The following is a 14,095-nucleotide window of genomic DNA, read 5'->3' on the forward strand; positions in this document are numbered from 1 at the left end:
CTCACCATCCGTTGATGCGGGGCCAGACCGCGCCGACGGCACCTCGCGCGTCGAGAACATGATAGCGATCGTGCTGCGCGCCGGTCGCGCAGGCGTGGTTCGGCAGGATCCGCACGCGCGAGCCGACCGGCAGATCCGGCAAGGCCGCGGATGAGCCTGCTCTAATCGCGACGATGCCGTGTTCCTGGTTTGCGTCAGCGACGATCACCTCGCCATAAGGCCGGCCGGCGAGATCACAGACCAGACCGTACCCCTGGTCGACTTGTTGGCGCGCGGTGCCACGGTCGCGCGACAGCGCCATCCACCCCGCGTCCGTAATGATCCAACCCTTGGCCCGCTGATGGCCGATCACAGTGGCCAGCACCGTCAGCGCAATGTCGTCGATTGCGACCGAGCCAACGCCGGCCTGAAAGAGGTCTCCGATCATGAAGACCCCGGCGCGCACCTCGGTGACGCCATCGAGGTTACGGGCGTAGCGCGCGGTCGGCGTCGAACCGATGCTGACGACCGGGCACGGCAGACCGGCCGCGCGCAGGCTCTCCGCGGCCTTCACCGCGGCGGCGCGCTCGTTCTCCGCGGCTGCGGTGAGAGCCGAAGGATCGTTCATGGAATAGCTGTCGCCGGCATGAAGCAGCACGCCCCGCAGCACCGCCCCGCCGCCGGTCAGGCGTCGGCCGATGTCGACCAGAGCTGCGGCGTCGGAGGGCGCGATACCGGACCTGTGACCGTCGGCGTCGACTTCGATGAGAACCGGCATGGCGTCGCCGCTAGCGCGGACGTGAGCGACCACGGCGTCCGCCTGTTCGACGCTGTCGAGGATGATGGCGAGGTCGACACCGCGCGAGCGGATGGCGGAAACGCGGGCGAGCTTGCCCGGCGCGATGCCGACGCCGTAGATCATGTCGCGCACGCCGCCGCCCGCGAAGTATTCCGCCTCGCGCAGCGTCGAGACCATCGCCGGGCCTTCCGGGCTTGTCATCGCGATACGCGCGACGTCGAGAGATTTCGCCGTCTTGAGATGCGGACGGAAGGCGACGCCCAGACCGGCCAGATGCTTCTTCATCCGCGAGACGTTGTCGTTGAGACGCACCTCGTCGAGAAGCAGGCAGGGCGTTTGCAGCGCCTCGAGCGTCTGAAGATCATTTGGCATCGGCGTACACCGTGGCGCGAGAGATTCCGAGATGAGCGGCGACGATCTCGGCGGACCGCCGCAACTCCATACAGCCGCTGTCCTTCAGTTCGCGCAGCAGAAGGCGGCGGTCTTCTGCGTTCAGCGCGCGCGGCGTGGTGGCGCGCCGCGCCGCAAACTGATCGATGCGGGCGCGGATGGCTTCCGCGCTGGCGGGATTGAGCGACTCGCGCGGAGCATTCTGCGCATCGACGCTGACGAACTGGCCGATGGCGCTCTGAAGACCCTGGAACAGCGTCAGGTCGACGTTCAGGCAAAGTGCGGCGACATACGTTCCGCTCGCATCCTTGATGCCGACCGAGGTGGATTTGGCTTGCCTGCCGTCGGCGAACGCGTTGGCGTAGTTCGAGATCACCTGCGCGTAGTTCGGATCGGCAATGCGGGCGAGCCCGAGCTCCGTTGCGGGCTGCCCGATCTTGCGTCCCGAGAGGTTGTTGTGGATGGCGACGATCGCATGCTTCGGATCGGTGAGATCGTGCAGCACGACTTCGCAGAAAGGCGCAAACGTTTCGCCGAGCCCTTGGGCGATCCGCTTCAACTGGTCGAACAGAACCTCCCCATCCGCGGATTTCTTCACTGTGCCGGAGGTTGGCTTCTTGCGGCTCATCGCGCGGCTCCTCATTGCACCAGTTCGGCGACGGTTGATGCCGCTTTGAGGCCGGAGCCGGTGAGGATGACGACCGTGTTCTCGCCCGGTTTGATCGCGCCGGCGCCGGCGAGCTTGTCCAGCGCCGCGGCTGCGCTCGCGCTGGTGGGTTCAGTGAACAGCCCCTGCCGGGCAAGCCGTCGCAGCGCGGCGACGATCTCGTCTTCCGTGAGCGCGATCGTGCCGCCGCCGCTTTCGCGCAGCGCGGCGATGATCTCGCGCAGGCGCATCGGATGCTTGATGGCGGTGCCTTCCGCGATCGTCTTGCGCACCTCGCGCGCCACGGGCGTATCGACGCCGGCCTGGAACGCGGCATCGATCGGCGAGCAGTTGAGCGGTTGTGCGGCGAACAGGCGCGGAAGCTTCGTGATCTGTCCGGCCTTCATCAGCTCGCGAAATCCGAACGCGCAGCCGAGCAGACTGCTGCCGGCGCCAACGGCGACGATGACGTTGTCGGGCGCGCGGAATCCGAGGTCTTCCCAGAGTTCGTAGGCGAAGGATTTCGTGCCCTCGAGGAACATCGGCTGCCAGTTATGGCTGGCGTAGAACGTCTCGTGCGACCGGCGGATCGCCTCCGTTTCCGACTCTTCGCGCGGCCCTTCGACCAGTTGCACCTCGGCCCCATAGGCGCGCACCTGCGCGATCTTCGCCGGCGACGTCGACGCGGGAGCCAGGATCTTGACGCGCATGCCGCCGGCGGCGCCGAGGCCGGCCATCGAGGACCCGCCATTGCCCGAACTGTCCTCGAGCACGGCATCGATGCCGACCTGCCGCAGGAATGACAGCATCACAGCCGAGCCGCGATCCTTGAAGGAGCCGGTCGGGTTGAACCATTCGAGCTTGAAGAGCGGGCGGAGGTCGCCCCATGCCTGCTGGACCAGTGGCGTGCACCCTTCGCCAAGCGTGATCGGTTTCGTGATCTCGACCGGCAGCGCCGCGCGATAACGCCAGAGCGATCGGGTGCGGCTGTCGATCTCATCGCGAGAGATGCCGGCGCCCGGCGTGATCAGGAGCGGCGAGCGCTCGTCCGAGCACCAGCGCGGAACGTCGAGCGGATAGGTTTTTCCGTTGCGGGGATCGATGTAGGTGGCGACAGGCATGAGATCTCCGGACAAATACGATTCTGATTGAAGCTCGCGCTATAAGAAAGCCCCAAGGCAGGCCTGAAGGCAGGCTTCGCCTTTATGTTTTCGCCTCCGTGCCCGCGACGAAGTCGGGAAGCGTTGCAAGATCGTTGCGGCAAAGCAGCGGAGCTGGCGCGCCCTCAGGAGCGACCATGTTGCTCCTGTTGTGCCACCATGTCGGCAGGCCGACCTTTGCAGTACCGAAGAGGTCGTAGGCGGATCCCGCCACAAACAGGCAGCGTTGCGGTTCGACTCGCAGCTCCCTCAGCGCAAGCTGATAAGGTTGGACTTGCGGCTTGTAATAGCCGGCGCGCTCGGCTGTCACCACCACCGCAAAGGGAACGCCGACGCAGTTCGCCGCAATCCGGCCGAGCTTCTCGGAGCAGTTGGTCACCACGCCAAGCGGGGTGCCGTCACCATGCAGCCTCTCCAGAGCATCGCGGACGCCCGGCCATGGCCGAAGTTCGGCGTATCTCGTCCCAAGTTCTGTCGCCAGATCGCGCGGCAGGCCGACGTTGTGCGCGGCTTCCGCCACCAGATCCTCATATGGCCGGTACGCGCCGGTGCCGTAGGTGATCTTGAGATATTCGGCGCGCCAGCGACCACCGGCCGCTTCGCCGCCAGCCACGCTGTTCCAGAGCGCCCAGCTATCCAGAAGCGCGGTCAGCAAATCGAAGAGAACGGCATCGTATGCGCGCGCCGGATTGGATGCGGACATGGCGGTCTCCAGACAGATGATTGAGCTACCGAGACAATATGTCTGATTTCAGACTATTTGTCTAGGGCAGCATCTCTCGTCCCTTCCTCGTTTTGGGGTCAATCGGGCCTTTTTCTCAATGCGCGGCAACTAGTTGCAGCTGCGATTTCCGGCGCCGGCAATCACCACAAAGGTCATCGTTGCGGGTGCGAAGCTTATCGCGCCCGCACCAGCCGGCAGCCCGGCGAGCCTGGGTAACCCATCAGCGGCCTCCGCCGTCAGCACCGCCCCGTTCAGGCGCACGGCCGCACTCTGCAAGCTTGCGGCGTCGAGCGTGAACCGCATCGACGAAACCGGCAGGGTCAGCTCATGCGTATTTTGCGCATCGTTGTTGATGACGAGCAGCACCACGCCGCCGGGCATTTTGCGCTGGCAATGCGCATAGACATGCAGGCCCTGCCCGATCGGCACGCCGGCATCGAGCACCACGGATCCCATCCAATGTCGCCACAACAGCGCCGCCCAGTAGTTCGGCCTCGGCCTGAACGTCGTCTCGTCGAGGAGGCCATAGTCGCTTCCGACCAGCGTGTTGTGCATCACGATCTGCACGCCGGCTTTTGCCAGCCGTCCAAGCTGGTCGAGATATCTGAAGGTGTCGAGAAACGTCGAACTCCATCGATTGCCGCCGCAGGCGGCTTCCGCCGTCTCCGTGAGCCAGATCGGCTTGCCCGGCGCGGCGCGGTCGCGCAGCGCCCGATAAAACGCCAATGTCTCGTCGGTTCGGGAGAGCCACTCCTCCGACAGAGCGGCATCGGCGGTCTGCCCTCCCGCGCAGCGCTCGGATAGCGCGCCATAGTAATGATAGGACACGGCGTCGATGCCAGGCGCCGCAGCCAGAAACAGATCCGTTGCCTCCGGCGAACGGGCCATGGTGCCGGGTGCGAGGATCATCACCTCGCCCGCCGCCTGTTTCATGAAAGCGTGAAACACGGCGAAATCCCGCGCAAAGGCGCTGGCGCTATAGCCGGTCGGCGCGCCGCCGATCGCGGGCAGATCCGGTTCATTCATGAATTCGGCTGCGGCGATGTGGCCACCGTCCTCGCGTGTCGCTGAAATGAGCTGTCGCGCCTGATCAGGCTTCCATCGTCCTTCCGCATCGCGCGTGCCCGGACTGATGGCAAAGGACGTGACGATCGGGGCATCGACTGCATTGGAAAAATCGATCACGTCGCGCCATTGGCGGCGCGTCAGCACGTACTTGAATCCGGCCGGCGCGCGAGACGGACCGCTGCTTGTACCGGCAAAGAACGTCGAATTGGCTGCGGTGCCGCTGACGCGCAAATAGGCCGGCGACAAAGCGGAGGCGAACTTCCGCAACACGGGACTGGCGAGATCGATCGGCGAACGGTTCGAAACCAGATCCGTTTTCTCAGGCGTCGCCGCCGGATAAGGCTTCCAGAACGGTCCACCCGTGACCGTGACCATCTCGACGTTGAAGGATTGAAAGCGCTCGTCGATTGTGCCGACACGCGGCAGCTCTGCGGGCACGATGGCCGCCTCGCCTGCCATTGCGCCATGGCAATGCATGGCGAAGAATGCAACTGCGACCGATGCGCGGCGCCAGGCGGTCGCCGAAGCGGTCGTTCTATTTCCAGGCGTAAAGCTTGAACTCCGGTAAATCGCTGTCTCCCGGCTTTCGCAAAACCCAGAGATTATAGGCCGCGAGGTCTCTCAGGCCCATGGCATGCATGGTGCTGTCGTACAGGTACGAGACCATATAAAGCGGGACAAAGAATTCAAAGTACGAGCTGCTGTTGTAGCCCGGCAGATGGTAGACGACGTTGAAGCCGGCGGCCTGCACCATCTTCCGGAAGGCGGAATAGTTCGTGCGATCATAGTGCGCGACGAAGCCGAGATGTTCCGACGTCTCGCCCATCGACGCGGCCAGCACGCGCTTTGACGTCGATTTCGGCAGCACCCTGTTGGCGACGGCAAAAGGCGCGTAGCGGCCCGGAAACTGTGCGATCAGGTAACCGCCGGGCCGCAACACCTCGAACGCGTTGTTCAGAAACATTTCATTGTTGCTGAAGTGCTCGATCCCCGAACTGATCATCACAAGATCGACCGTGCCCGCAGGAACGGGAATTTTCTCGACGGCATCGCACTCTATTTTCTCATCCAGAAGCATGTTGTCGTTCATCTCGGCGCCGTCGATGTCGAGCCCGATGAGTTTGATCGAGTACCAGCTCTTGTAATGCTGCGGAAAATGCCATTGCTTTCCCGCGCCAACGTCGAGCACCACCTTGGTGTCGGGATGCGACAGCAGTATCGCCCCTATCTTGTGATAGGCGGCAAAGACGTTCGCCTCGTGAAAATGATCGGGCGTGATCCGTTGTGAGAGCCTTTTGTTGGACGCAAGAAACGATTGCAACAGTCCCACCGAAACCTCCCCTCAAGCGCCACGAAAGAGGCCGCCACTGCGGCGGCCCTTAAGTTCCATCTGAACGGCGTCGAATTCTATCTGAACACCAACATGCCAAAGCACGTGATGAGCGTTGCCGTGCTCAGCACGACCGCAACCAAGGCTCGCTCTGCTTTCCTGTCCAAATCGTGTTCCGTCATGACGGAGCCGTGCCGATGACCCAAAGATGATGGCTCAAGTACGGAAGCGAGTTTTGGTTCCTTGGCGAGGTTGTGGTCTTCGTTGCCGGAATCAGTGACGGGCCAGAGACCGGTTCACGTTTGAGTTCCCCTCTCGCCAGACGGTGCGTTCCCCGTCTACCATCAGATGGATAGCATCGCGTGAGCGTGAGACCTTGGAGAGCCGTCTTGGCGACGAAGAACCTGGCAACGAAGAACCTGGCGACGAAGACCACCACGCCGATCGCCGCCTTGGCGTTCGGACTTCTGGTCGCGCTGCCCGGTTTCGTGTCTACGGCCATGGGCCAGCAAAGCGCGCTCACGCAAAGGCAGTCCGAGGCGCTCGAGGCGTACAGCAATGCCGCCGGCAAATTCGAGGCGGTCCTGCGCCAGCGCCGCGCGCAGATCGCTTCAAATCAGCCGCTGCCGAACCTGCCGGGGCAAGCGCTCTATCTTGCGCGCAACGACATGATCAGCACCTACAAGGATCTGACCGACGTGCTGCCGGGGCGGATTGGAAAGCCCAACAAATTCGCAATCCCGCCGGCCTATTTTGACGCCGACCGCGAATCGCTGCTCGATGAGTACTTCAAGATTTTCGACGTGCTGGATGCGCCGCCCGCCAATGCGCAAAAGTCGGATACGCCGTTCAAGGACGTTGCCGATCTGGGCATGGCGGTCGCGCGGGTCAAGGGCCTCGATGCGGCCGATGCGGCGATCGCGGGCCGCATCAGCGTCGGGATCTTCTACGCCGAGACCAATGGCATTCAGAACGCCGGAAATGCGCGCTCGAACAAATACAAGGGAAGCTTCCAGACCGGTCCATCCGAAGATCAAACCGGCCAGGCGAGATGGGCCGCGATCAAGAAGCAGATTGCCTCATTCGATCCTGCGCTGAGCCTGCGCGACGACAAGGAAGAGGCGCGCGCCGGCAATCTCGACCATCGCTTCAACCACTGGACCGCCGTGCGCGACGGCCTGATGAGCACGCATGCCGATATCTTCCCGCAAGTGGCCACCATCGCAAAAGTGCTGCCGGATCCGATCGATCAGATGAAGCTGTTCGAGCTGATGCAGATCATTCCGACGCCGACCAGGGCCGCGCTCAGGTCCGGCAATCTGCTTTCCTACAGAATTTCAGATCCGACGATCATGGGATATCTGCGCAACAACAGCGTCTTTGCGTTTGGCCAGACCGATCGCTCGAGAACCTCGGCAAACTACCGGGAAATCCTCGACGCGATGTGGCTTTTCAACGCCAAATTCGAGCAGGCGCGTCTCAAATTTGACGAGATGAGAACAAAGTAACAGGTCATAAGTCGCCGTTCTGAAAGCGCTTTTGTTCCAAATTTCGCATTGGAACAATTTTCAGTAACGCCTTGATCGAAATCCCTGTTAGGGTTGCGTTGCGAACGGGGAGCCATTCTGGGGAAAGCCGGGTTGCCGTTATTGGCTGAAAAAATCGCAAGCTGGGGCGCGGATGTTTCGCGTCATTGCACCGTCATCGCTGCAACCGTCGCATTGGCGCTTCTGCCGATCGGGGCAAGCCAGGCCGGCTCGCTGCTGGATATTCTCAAGGGCTCGGCGAAGGACGACAAGAAGCACGATAAATCCGCCGCGCACGCCGGCTTGTCAAAGCACGTCGCTGCCAAACACACGACTTCAAAACCTCATCACGTGAAGCTTGCAGCGCTGGGGCCCGCCAATCTGCCGCATTCAGCTTTCAAGCTGACGCCGTCCGCGTGCGAGCCCGCGAAGTTCAAGATCGACATCGACGTCGGACACACCGCGGATTCCGAAGGCGCGACCAGTGCCCGCAACAAACCCGAGTTCTCCTACAATCTGCGCCTGGCGCAACAGATCGCGGGGAAATTGAAGACTGAGGGCTTTTCCCAGGCAACGCTGCTCGTGACCGAGGGCAAAGCGAAACCCAGCCTCTTCAAACGCGTCGCTGTCGCGAACGATTCGGATGCCGATCTCTTCCTTTCGATCCACCACGATTCGGTGCCGGACAAATTCCTCGAGGATTGGGAATTCGAAGGCCAGAAAAGCCACTACAGTGACCGCTTCAGCGGCTACTCGGTCTGGGTGTCGCACAGCAATCCGGAATTCAAGACCAGCTTCGCCTTCGCCGAACTGATCGGCAAGGAGATGAAGGCGCGCGGCCTGCAATACGCCCAGCAATATACGATGCCCATCATGGGACACTACCAGCACGAGCTGCTGGACAAGGACACCGGCGTCTATGCCCATGACGAACTCGTGGTGTTGCGAAAGACCGCGATGCCGGCCGTTTTGCTGGAAGCAGGCTCCATCATCAATCGCGACGAAGAGCGCCAGATGGATTCGGCTGAACGCAGGGATACCGTCACCGACGCGGTCGTGGCGGCGGTGAAGAATTTCTGCGTTCCGCAAGCTGCCCCCTCCGCGCAGAACGCCGCCCGCCCCTGAGTGTCACGAGAACTCTCGCAGGGCGGATGCTCACGCCGCACCGCGAAGCCTTGCGCGCGAATGAATAACGCGCCTCGTCGCGGCCGCGACTGTTATCGGCCGCAACGAGAGCTCCTTCGACCGGCTTCGCAAACACGAAGGCGAAGCACGACGTGCATGACGCCGCTGATCACATCGAGGTCGATCAGCCTTGTCGGCCGCCTCGACCGCCGCCGCCTCTGCCACCGCCGCCTCTGCCACCGCGATTGCCGCTTGGCCTGCCGCCACCCGGACGGCCTGCGCTTGGCCTGCCACCGCCCGGGCGGCCTGCGCCGGGGCGATTGCCGCCTGGCCTGTTCATACCCGGACGATTGCCACCAGGCCTGTTGACGCCTGGACGGTTACCCGGCCTGCCTGGCCTGTTGATGCCTGGCCGTCCCGGTCGGATTCCCGGCCTGCGCCAACCGCGCCATCCTATCGGGCCACCCCAGCCGAAGCCGCGCCGCCAGTGATAGCCGCACCAATACCAGCCCGGCCCGTGCCAACCGTCCTCGTACCAGCAATAGCGTCGGCCTCCCCAATAAAATTGAACGCTCTCCGTGCCGACAAGATCATCGGCGATCGCCCGTACAGCGTTGGCGTTGAGCGCTGCGCCGTTGACCACGGCGGCGTGGGAGCGCCCGGCGACCATTGCACCGACGATCACGAGTGTCGCGGTCAGTATCAGGTTGAATTTGCGCATGCTTCCTCCTCATCGCGTTGTCTCAAGGGATCATTGCGATATCTCAATGAGACCGGTCATGAGACCGGCTCGCGCGGCAGCATCGTTCTTCGCGAAACTTCGGCCCGCAGAACTTTGAACCCGGTGGCAAAGGTCCCGTTGCTAAATCACAGATAGTTGAAAGCAGAAGGCGTCTCGTCATGGGCGAGAGCGGGCTTGCGGCAATCGCACGATCTGGACGGGATTTTTTCAGCAGGCCAAATGCCCAATGAAAGCCGCCACGTCAGCAAACTTCCGACACATGATCGCGGCGAAACGGGACACTCCAGCATCACGCCGCGCGCGAGCGTAGCCCCTAGTCCGGCGTTACGCGCAAACAGATTCAATTTCGACAAGAGGCCTTCGTGTCGCAAAAGCTCGTCTCCGCGATCCTGCTCGCCTTTGCTCTCTTCACCACACAGGCTTTCGCCCAGTCCAATGCGCCGGCGACTGGCGACAAGCCGGCGGCCGTCGCAAACAAGCCCGACGCACTGACGCCTGAACAGGCGAGGCAAGCGCTCGACACGTTGCAGGATGACGGCAAGCGTGCACAGATGATCGAGACGCTGCGGGCGATCGCCAATGCGTCACCGCAGACGCAGGCGGCGCCGCCCGCGGGCGAAAAACAATCCGCGATTCCGCTCACCCAGGACAGCCTTGGCGCCCAGCTCCTTGAGATGGTGTCCGACCAGATCGGTGAGATATCGCGTGAAGTCGCCGACGTCGCGCGCTCGCTGACGCACTTCAGAGCGTTCTACTGGTGGTTTTTCCGCACAGCCAACGATCCCGACGCATACGGCCAATTGCTCGATATCGCCTGGAAGCTGGCGCTGGTGTTCGGCTGCGCCTTCATTGCTGAATGGCTGGTCTTCCGCCTGATCAAACGGCCGGTGTCGCTTCTGGAGGCGCACATTCCGCAGGCCGCAAAGGCGCCGGCGCAGACGCTCGCAATGGTCGATCCCCCATCCTCCGTGGCCGATGTGATGGCAGGACAGGAGCAGCACCGCCGCCGCCTCAGCTTCGCGCGCGCCTGGCAATCGGTGATCCGATTGCCCTTCGTGCTGGGACGACTGTTGCTCGAATTGCTTCCCGTCGTCGTCTTCGTCGGCATCGCAACCTTGCTGCTTGGCACGCAGATCGGCGAGGTGCGGACCACGCGGCTTGTGATCCTTGCCGTCGTGAATGCCTACGCGCTGTCACGCGGACTGATCTGCGCCGTGCGCGCGCTGGCCGGTCCATATGGCCTGCTCCGCGTACGCGCGGAGACCGCGGCCTATATCGAAATCTGGGCGCGTCGCATCGTCGGCGTTGCGGTCTCGGGAATTGCGTTTGCCAACGTGGCGCTGCTGCTGGGGCTGCATCACAGCGGCTATGCCGCGCTGCTGCGACTGGTGATGCTGGTCGTCCACCTCTTCATCGTCGTCATCATCCTGCAATGCCGGGCGCAAGTGGCCGAGCTCATCCGCGCGCCGAGGGGACGCGAAGGCCTCGCCGCCAGAGCACGCAATCGCCTCGCCGCCGTGTGGCATTATCTCGCCATCGTCATCGATATCGCGCTGTGGGCGGTGTGGGCGCTGAATATCCACAACGGCTATTCGCTGCTGCTGCAATATTTCGTCGGTACCATTGCGGTGATCCTGATCGCGCGCATCGTCACCATCGTGTCGCTCAGCCTGATCGACCGCGGCTTCTCGATAGGCCCTGAAATCCTGCAGCGCTTTCCTGGCCTGGAAACGCGCGCCAACCGCTATCTGCCGATGCTGCGAAGGATCGTCGCCGGCATCATCGCGTTCATCGCCTTCGTCGCCGTGCTCGAAGTCTGGGGCGTGGATGCCATCGTCTGGTTCTATGGCGGCCAGATCGGTAGCCGATTGTTGTCGGCGTTCGCAACCGTCGGTATCGCCGCGCTGGTTGCGGCGGCAATCTGGGAAGTCTCCAATGCGCTCTTGGATCGCCAGATCAATTCGCTGTCGCACGAGGGTCACTACGCGCGGGCCGCGCGATTGCGCACGTTCCAGCCGATGCTGCGCACGGCGCTGCTCTGCCTGATCGTCACCGTCGTCGGCCTGACGGCGTTGAGCGAAATCGGCGTCAATGTCGCGCCGCTCCTGGCCGGCGCCGGCATCGTCGGCATCGCCATCGGCTTCGGCTCGCAGAAACTGGTGCAGGACCTGATCACCGGACTGTTTCTGCTGCTGGAGAATGGCGTCCAGGTCGGCGACAATGTCAGCGTCGCGGGCCTCACCGGCAATGTGGAGAATGTGTCGATCCGCACCATCAGGCTTCGTGCCGGTGACGGCTCGGTCCATATCGTGCCCTTCAGCGCGGTGACGACCATCACCAATGCGAGCCGCGGCGCCGGCAATGCCGCCGTCAGCGTCAACGTCGCCTACAAGGAAGACACCGACCGCGTCAGCCAGATCCTTCACGACATCGTCGCGGAGATGCGCAAGGAGGCTGAATACCGGATGTTGATCCGCGGCGATCTGGAGCTGTGGGGCATCGACAAGATCGACGGCGCGATGGCGACGATCGTCGGCCAGATCCGCTGCACGGACGGCGGCCGCTGGCCGGTTCAGCGCGAATTCAACCGCCGCATGAAGCGCCGCTTCCAGGAATGCGGCATCGAGATCGCCAGCACCGGCCAGACCATCCTGATGCAAATCCCCGCACCGGCAGCAGCCGAGGGCAACCCTGAGGCGATGCGGCGACGCTCGGCAGGCTGATTGCCTTGTGCCAAAACAGTCCGGCATTCCCTGCACGATGGTTTACGGCCTGCTCCGCGCACCCTGGCGATCGGCTTTTTGTCGGTATCGCCGACGGATCATCCAGCCGACTTGATGCCAGCGTCGCCAGCCGAACTCTCGTCCAAAGTTCGGGATGCTCAAGGAACTTTCGAGATAAAGAGCGGTTCTCGCTCAAGCCAAGAGTTCCGCCATGCGCAGCATCCGCTGGCTCGCCGTCATCCCGTTTCTGGCGTTGATCGTCGGCCCGTTTTTCGTCAACCGAGCAACGCCGGTCATTCTCGGCCTGCCGTTTCTGCTCGCCTGGATCGTGGCCTGGATCCTGCTGACCTCCCTCATCATGGCGGTGATCTACGCCGCCGATCCGGCCAACCGGGAAGACGAGACATGAACGGCGCGCTGCCCTTCATCGTCGGTGCCGCGCTTTTAGCGCTGGTGCTCGGCTTTGTCGCCCGCCGCGGCAAGAACATGAATCTCGAACAGTGGACGGTGGGCGGGCGCGGCTTCGGCGCGATCTTCGTCTTCCTGCTGCTTGCCGGCGAAATCTACACCACCTTCACCTTCCTCGGCGGCAGCGGCTACGCATACGGCAAGGGCGCGCCGGCCTTTTACATTCTCTGCTACGGCACGCTCGCTTACGTGCTCTCCTACATCATGCTGCCGCCGATCTGGCGCTATGCCAAGGACAACCGGCTCTACTCCCAGTCGGACTTTTTCGTCCGCAAGTATGAGAGTCCGACGCTCGGCGTGATCGTTGCGCTGGTCGACATCGTGGCGCTGATCCCTTACCTCGTGCTTCAGTTCAAGGGGCTCGGCATCATCGTCGAAGTCGCCGGTTACGGCGCGATCTCCTCGACGCTTGCGATCTGGATCGGCGCCGTCATCGTTGCCGCTTATGTGATGGTGTCCGGCGTGCATGGCTCGGCCTGGACCTCGGTCGCCAAGGACATCATGATTCTCTGCGTCGTCATCTTTCTCGGCCTCTATCTTCCGTATCATTATTACGGCGGGCTCGGCCCGATGTTCGAGGCGATCGAGAAGGCCAAGCCAAACTTCACTGTGTTGCCGTCGCGTGGCGAGAGCCTGTGGTGGTTCGCCTCGACCGTGCTGCTCACCGCGCTCGGCTTTTTCATGTGGCCGCACACTTTCGGATCAATCTATACCGCCAGAAGCGCCAGGGTGATCCGCAAGAACGCGATCCTGCTGCCGCTTTATCAACTGATCCTGCTGTTCGTCTTTTTCGTCGGCTTCGCGGCGACCTTGCAAGTCCCCGGCCTCACCGGTTCCGACATCGACCTCGCGCTGTTCAAGCTGTCGGTGAAGACATTCGATCCCTGGTTCGTCGGCGTAATCGGCGCAACGGGCGTGCTCACCGCGCTCGTACCCGGCTCAATGATCATGATGACGGCGGCGACCTTGATCGCCAACAATCTCTACCGCGCCGTCAAGCCACAGGCCGACGACCGGCAAGTATCGCGGCTTGCGAAATTCCTGGTGCCGCTGGTGGCGCTGGTTGCCGTATTCTTCACCCTGAAGGGTGGCGAGACCATCGTGGCCCTTCTCTTGATGGGCTACAGCTTCGTGACCCAGTTATTTCCCTCTCTGGTGCTCAGTCTCGCACAACGAAACATCGCTACGCGCGAGGGTGCGGCTGCCGGCATCATCGCCGGCGTCGCCACTGTCGCCAGCCTCAGCCTAACCGGCGCGAGCCTCCACAAGCTGTCCTGGCTGCCAGGCGAAATCCAGGATCTCAACATCGGCATCGTCGCGCTGGCGGTGAATTTCATCGTGCTGATCGCAGTCAGTCTCGCAATGCGATCCGCCGCCGCGCCGACGCATGCGGCCGCCGAGTAGGTTCGAGGAGG

Annotated in this window: 12 protein-coding genes; 5 read left to right on the forward strand and 7 right to left on the reverse strand. The window is 62.8% G+C overall.

The genetic code is table 11. The features are described from left to right. Window position 1: 1 nt before the first annotated feature. The 6 genes from VFB05_RS27220 to VFB05_RS27245 form a co-directional block, all read right to left on the reverse strand. Window positions 2–1,150, reverse strand: coding sequence for a DSD1 family PLP-dependent enzyme (locus VFB05_RS27220; RefSeq protein WP_325018244.1), 1,149 nt, complete (start codon window positions 1,148–1,150; stop codon window positions 2–4). Then, window positions 1,140–1,796 carry a helix-turn-helix transcriptional regulator gene (locus tag VFB05_RS27225; protein ID WP_325018247.1) on the reverse strand — a complete coding sequence of 219 codons (657 nt, stop codon included), beginning with the start codon at window positions 1,794–1,796 and terminating at the stop codon, window positions 1,140–1,142. Before VFB05_RS27225 ends, VFB05_RS27220 begins: the two co-directional genes overlap by 11 nt. A gap of 11 nt (window positions 1,797–1,807) precedes the next feature. Next, window positions 1,808–2,935: a threonine synthase gene (locus VFB05_RS27230; protein ID WP_325018249.1), complete on the reverse strand. Its 1,128-nt coding sequence runs from the start codon at window positions 2,933–2,935 to the stop codon at window positions 1,808–1,810. Between the two features lie 82 nt (window positions 2,936–3,017). Then, a complete protein-coding gene (locus tag VFB05_RS27235) occupies window positions 3,018–3,677 on the reverse strand; it encodes an HAD-IA family hydrolase (RefSeq protein ID WP_325018252.1) in 660 nt (219 codons plus the stop codon). Window positions 3,678–3,806: 129 nt separating this feature from the next. Then, entirely contained in the window at window positions 3,807–5,204 is a 1,398-nt protein-coding gene (locus VFB05_RS27240) for a hypothetical protein (RefSeq protein ID WP_325018254.1), read from the reverse strand. Window positions 5,205–5,301: 97 nt separating this feature from the next. Beyond that, window positions 5,302–6,096: a class I SAM-dependent methyltransferase gene (locus VFB05_RS27245; RefSeq protein ID WP_325018256.1), complete on the reverse strand. Its 795-nt coding sequence runs from the start codon at window positions 6,094–6,096 to the stop codon at window positions 5,302–5,304. Window positions 6,097–6,596: 500 nt separating this feature from the next. Here VFB05_RS27245 and VFB05_RS27250 point away from each other — a divergent pair, with 500 nt between their 5' ends. Both VFB05_RS27250 and VFB05_RS27255 read left to right on the forward strand, forming a co-directional pair. Then, entirely contained in the window at window positions 6,597–7,604 is a 1,008-nt protein-coding gene (locus VFB05_RS27250) for a hypothetical protein (RefSeq protein ID WP_414643327.1), read from the forward strand. Between the two features lie 141 nt (window positions 7,605–7,745). Next, complete coding sequence (locus VFB05_RS27255; protein WP_325018258.1) at window positions 7,746–8,747, forward strand: N-acetylmuramoyl-L-alanine amidase; 1,002 nt, start codon at window positions 7,746–7,748, stop codon at window positions 8,745–8,747. A gap of 184 nt (window positions 8,748–8,931) precedes the next feature. Here VFB05_RS27255 and VFB05_RS27260 read toward each other — a convergent pair whose 3' ends face one another. After that, on the reverse strand, window positions 8,932–9,468 hold the full coding sequence (locus tag VFB05_RS27260; RefSeq protein WP_325018260.1) for a hypothetical protein: 537 nt from the start codon (window positions 9,466–9,468) through the stop codon (window positions 8,932–8,934). 383 nt (window positions 9,469–9,851) lie between these two features. Between VFB05_RS27260 and VFB05_RS27265 the strand changes: the two genes are divergently transcribed. From VFB05_RS27265 to VFB05_RS27275, 3 genes are all read left to right on the forward strand, one after another. Continuing rightward, on the forward strand, window positions 9,852–12,212 hold the full coding sequence (locus tag VFB05_RS27265) for a mechanosensitive ion channel domain-containing protein (protein ID WP_325018263.1): 2,361 nt from the start codon (window positions 9,852–9,854) through the stop codon (window positions 12,210–12,212). A 211-nt stretch (window positions 12,213–12,423) separates the two neighbouring features. After that, complete coding sequence (locus VFB05_RS27270) at window positions 12,424–12,621, forward strand: DUF3311 domain-containing protein (RefSeq protein WP_325018265.1); 198 nt, start codon at window positions 12,424–12,426, stop codon at window positions 12,619–12,621. Then, on the forward strand, window positions 12,618–14,084 hold the full coding sequence (locus tag VFB05_RS27275; protein WP_325018268.1) for a sodium:solute symporter family protein: 1,467 nt from the start codon (window positions 12,618–12,620) through the stop codon (window positions 14,082–14,084). Before VFB05_RS27270 ends, VFB05_RS27275 begins: the two co-directional genes overlap by 4 nt. Window positions 14,085–14,095 lie beyond the last annotated feature (11 nt).

Origin of the sequence: Bradyrhizobium sp. (assembly GCF_035652035.1) — a bacterium.
Taxonomy (GTDB): Bacteria; Pseudomonadota; Alphaproteobacteria; order Rhizobiales; family Xanthobacteraceae; genus Bradyrhizobium.

Excerpts from the sequence above, each read along its gene's own strand:
- VFB05_RS27220 (WP_325018244.1), bottom strand. The coding sequence starts at position 1,150 with ATGCCAAATGATCTTCAGACGCTCGAGGCGCTGCAAACGCCCTGCCTG.
- VFB05_RS27230 (WP_325018249.1), bottom strand. The coding sequence starts at position 2,935 with ATGCCTGTCGCCACCTACATCGATCCCCGCAACGGAAAAACCTATCCG.
- VFB05_RS27225 (WP_325018247.1), bottom strand. The coding sequence starts at position 1,796 with ATGAGCCGCAAGAAGCCAACCTCCGGCACAGTGAAGAAATCCGCGGAT.
- VFB05_RS27275 (WP_325018268.1), top strand. The coding sequence starts at position 12,618 with ATGAACGGCGCGCTGCCCTTCATCGTCGGTGCCGCGCTTTTAGCGCTG.
- VFB05_RS27250 (WP_414643327.1), top strand. The coding sequence starts at position 6,597 with ATGGGCCAGCAAAGCGCGCTCACGCAAAGGCAGTCCGAGGCGCTCGAG.
- VFB05_RS27270 (WP_325018265.1), top strand. The coding sequence starts at position 12,424 with ATGCGCAGCATCCGCTGGCTCGCCGTCATCCCGTTTCTGGCGTTGATC.
- VFB05_RS27260 (WP_325018260.1), bottom strand. The coding sequence starts at position 9,468 with ATGCGCAAATTCAACCTGATACTGACCGCGACACTCGTGATCGTCGGT.
- VFB05_RS27235 (WP_325018252.1), bottom strand. The coding sequence starts at position 3,677 with ATGTCCGCATCCAATCCGGCGCGCGCATACGATGCCGTTCTCTTCGAT.